Below are 827 nucleotides of genomic sequence, written 5' to 3' on the forward strand. Positions count from 1 at the left end.
CGCAAAGTGACGAAGGCCATTTTCCCGGTAGCGGGACTTGGGACCCGCTTTCTGCCGGCCACGAAGAGCATTCCGAAAGAGATCATGACGCTGGTCGACCGGCCTCTGATCCAATACGCGATTGACGAAGCGCGGGCTGCCGGGATCGAGGAGTTCATTTTCGTGACCTCTCGTGGCAAGGGCGCGCTGGAGGATTACTTCGACCACGCGCATGAGCTGGAATCGAGCCTGAAGAAGGCCGGCAAGACCGATCTTCTGGACGTGCTGCGGGCGACCAACATGGATTCCGGGGCGATCGCCTATGTGCGCCAGCACAAGGCGCTGGGTCTGGGCCACGCGGTCTGGTGCGCTCGGCGTCTTCTGCAGGACGAGGCGGTGGCCGTGATCCTGACCGACGACGTGATCATGGGCGAGCCGCCCTGCCTGCAGCAGATGATCGAGGCCTATCAGGAAACCGGCGGCACCATGGTCGCGACCATGGAAGTTCCGCTTGAAAAGACCAAGTCCTATGGCGTTCTGGACGTGGCCGAGGACATGGGCGCCATCGTCCGCGCCCGCGGCATGGTCGAGAAGCCCAAGGACAACCCGCCCTCGAACCTGGCGGTGATCGGACGCTATATCCTGGCGCCGACGGTGATGGAGAACCTCAACAAGCTCAAGCAGGGCGCGGGCGGGGAAATCCAGCTGACCGACGCCATCGCCGACGAGATCGCCGAGGGCCGTGACGTCTTCGGCCTGCGCTTCCGGGGGCAGCGTTTCGACTGCGGCTCGAAAGCGGGCTTCCTGCAGGCCACCGTCGCATTCGGACTGGCCAGGGACGAGCTGAA

Annotated in this window: 1 protein-coding gene; it reads left to right on the forward strand. The window is 64.0% G+C overall.

Translation table 11 applies throughout. The features are described from left to right. On the forward strand, positions 1-827 hold an 827-nt coding region (locus RM190_RS23340; protein WP_311761876.1), incomplete at both ends, for a UTP--glucose-1-phosphate uridylyltransferase.

The organism is Paracoccus broussonetiae, from assembly GCF_031854425.1.
Classification (GTDB): domain Bacteria; phylum Pseudomonadota; class Alphaproteobacteria; order Rhodobacterales; family Rhodobacteraceae; genus Paracoccus; species Paracoccus broussonetiae.